A 3,041-nucleotide genomic window follows, 5' to 3' on the forward strand; every position below is an offset into this window, starting at 1 on the left:
CGGCACCGTAGCCTGGCGGAGGTGTTGCAGGAGGACACGGGTGTGACGCTCCCGGCGGAGCTGGCGGTGATGCTGGGAAGGCTGGAGCGGGAACTGCGCGCGGGTGCGGTGAGTGCGGAGAGTGAAGCATGGCTTGCGCAGTGCGGGCTGACGGCGGAACAGATGAAAAACCAGATGGAGGCGGAATACATCCCGGAGAGGAAACTTCATCTTTACCACTGTGACCACCGTGGGCTGCCGCAGGCGCTCATCAGCCCGGAAGGGGAAACGGCGTGGCAGGGGGAGTATGACGAGTGGGGAAACCTGCTGGGAGAGGAAAGCGCGCAGAACCTTCAGCAGTCACTCCGTCTGCCGGGGCAGCAGTATGATGAGGAATCGGGGCTGTACTACAACCGTCACCGGTACTATGACCCGTTGCAGGGACGGTATATCACTCAGGACCCGATAGGGCTGGCGGGGGGATGGAACCTTTATAAATATCCATTAAATCCAGTGCAGCGGATCGATCCGATGGGGCTAGATGAGATGGATGAAGGTGATATATTTTCTGAATATGATAATCCAGGGGCTGATAGCCTGGCTTTCTATATGGATGATCACGGAGCATCACCGGAGGAAATAACTGCTGCGGTGAACGCGTATACACGAGGGGTTGGAGGTTGGAATCCTGGGGCTGAATATGTAATGGGGCTATCCATCGCACCTGCTGTTATTGCCGGAGTGGTGTTTTCTGGGCCTGTGTCAAGTGCGGCTGCATTAGAGGGGGGGGCTCTTACATGGGGGGAGATGGCACTTGGAAGTCTTAGTTCATGTGGTGCGGTTGCTACGACTGACTATATGTCTGATCATAAGATGCCAGATAAATCTGAGTTGGCGCTATGTGCTTTAGGTGGGGCTTTCGGGGCGGGAAAAACGTTTATTGAGAAAATAGCTTTGAAAATGGGATTGTCATTTTTAAGTAAGGGAGGGGATTTTAAATCTGGTGTTAATGCTGCTGCTAATACAGGTGTGGAGGAAGTAGCTGGTGCAGCTTTGGGCGCATTGCCTTTTGTGCCTAAAAATGCATTTGGAGATTATGTTACTGACATGACGTCTAGTGAGGCGGTAGATAAACTTAAAGGTGATGATAAAAAAGATGCTGATAAAAAATAACCGAAAAATATTAATGTATGTTGTTGTGATGTTTTTTTTTGAAGTGTTGAGTATTCCTGTTGCAATGGGGGTGACAGAATACACAGCAGCCTCCAATAAAATGACATATATAAGAAAAGATGCTGATAAGGGAGATGCTACAGCGCAATTTAAACTCGCGGAGTTATATCGAAGTGGTTCTGAAGGAATCCAGAGTTATAAAGATGCAGTATATTGGTACTCGCTTGCAGCAAAACAGGGGCTGGCAGAGGCTCAGTATAACCTCGGTGTTATGTATGCTCATGGTTATGGGGTGTCTCAAAATTATGAAAAAGCATTTGAATGTTATCAAATGGCAGCTGAAAAAGGTTTTCCAGAAGCGCAAGGGAACTTAGGAGTATTATATAGCAAAGGGAATGGCGTGGTAAAGGATTATGAGAAGGCCATGACATGGTTAAATAAAGCTGCAAACTCTGGGTTAGTTAAGGCTCAAACTAATCTTGCTTTATTATATGATGAGACTAATAAAAAAGATCTGGCAGGGAAGTGGTATCGTATCGCTGCGGAGCAAGGGGATAAGGTTGCTCAGTATCATTTAGGGCGACTCTATTATGAAGGCGTTATTATTAAACAAGATTATAATAAATCCGCCTTTTGGTATGGTAAATCTGCAAGTCAAGGTTTCATAAAAGCACAATCAGCACTAAGTATCTTTTATTATGAAGGGCTGGGTGGGATTGCTGTAAATAAATATAAAGCAATAGAACTGTTAAGAAAGTCAGCCACGCATGGTGATCCTGTTGCACAACATAATCTTGCATTAATCTATTCCGTAGGTACGAAAGAGTTACCACTCGATAATAAACAGGCATATGCCTGGTTCAGTGCCGCATACGCTCATGGGCTTGATGAAAGTGCTCAATATAAATTGAAGGTGGAAAATAGATTAACTCCTGAAGAGTTTGAAAAGGCGCAGATCCTTTCAAAGGAATATATTAGGAAATATAAAAACTAAAGATAATTGGCTGTATTTCATGATAATAATCTAATGAGAGATTTTTCTGAACATCAAATTGCATCGAAGTCAGTTAGAGTGCTGCGATTATCTTGCACGTATTAAATTCAGAGAAAAAATATAGTTGTGAGTATGGGAAAATAACCAACCTAATGTAAATCAGTTCAGAGGAAGAGGAATAAACCATGAGCGGAAAACCGGCGGCGCGGCAGGGTGACATGACCCGCAAGGGACTGGATATTGTGCAGGGTTCAGCAGGGGTGCTGATAGGTGCGCCAACCGGCGTGGCCTGTTCGGTATGTCCCAACAGCCCGGTGGAGGAGCAGAAGGGCAACCCGGTGAACCCGCTACTGGGTGCGAAGGTGCTGCCGGGCGAGACGGACCTTGCGCTGCCCGGCCCGCTGCCGTTTATTCTTTCCCGCGCCTACAGCAGCTACCGGACGAAGACGCCCGCGCCGGTGGGAGTGTTTGGCCCCGGCTGGAAAGCGCCCTTTGATATCCGCTTACAGATACGTGATGAAGGCCTGATACTCAACGACAGCGGCGGCAGGAGCATTCACTTTGAGGCGCTGTTTCCCGGCGAGATAAGCTACAGCCGCAGCGAGTCGTTCTGGCTGGCGCGGGGTGGAGTGGCGGAGCAGCACAGTTCGCAGCCGTTAAGCGCGCTCTGGCAGGTGCTGCCGGAAGATGTTCGCCTGAGTCCACATGTGTACCTGGCGACAAACAGCCTTCAGGGGCCGTGGTGGATACTCGGCTGGCCGGAGCGGGTGCCGGAAGTGGACGAGGTGCTGCCGCCGGAGCCGCCCGCATACCGGGTACTGACGGGCGTGGTGGATGGCTTTGGTCGGACGATGACTTTCCACCGGGTGGCAGAGGGTGACGTGGCGGGTGCGGT

Annotated in this window: 3 protein-coding genes; all 3 read left to right on the forward strand. The window is 49.5% G+C overall.

Annotation, left to right across the window (positions count from 1 at the left end):
• The coding region (locus tag BEB54_RS29865; RefSeq protein ID WP_201798175.1) for an RHS repeat-associated core domain-containing protein at nt 1–1,152 on the forward strand (1,152 nt) is incomplete at its 5' end.
• Nucleotides 1,136–2,146 (forward strand): tetratricopeptide repeat protein, encoded by a 1,011-nt coding sequence (locus BEB54_RS27840; RefSeq protein WP_105282341.1) that lies wholly within the window; start codon nt 1,136–1,138, stop codon nt 2,144–2,146. The genes BEB54_RS29865 and BEB54_RS27840, both read left to right, overlap by 17 nt.
• 185 nt (nt 2,147–2,331) lie before the next feature.
• A partial coding sequence (locus BEB54_RS27845; protein ID WP_236943387.1) for a DUF6531 domain-containing protein occupies nt 2,332–3,041 on the forward strand: 710 nt, incomplete at its 3' end.

The sequence above is a fragment of the Escherichia sp. MOD1-EC6021 genome (genome assembly GCF_002965245.1).
GTDB classification, from domain to species: Bacteria; Pseudomonadota; Gammaproteobacteria; order Enterobacterales; family Enterobacteriaceae; genus Escherichia; species Escherichia coli_F.

Excerpts from the sequence above, each read along its gene's own strand:
- BEB54_RS27840 (WP_105282341.1), top strand. The coding sequence starts at position 1,136 with ATGCTGATAAAAAATAACCGAAAAATATTAATGTATGTTGTTGTGATG.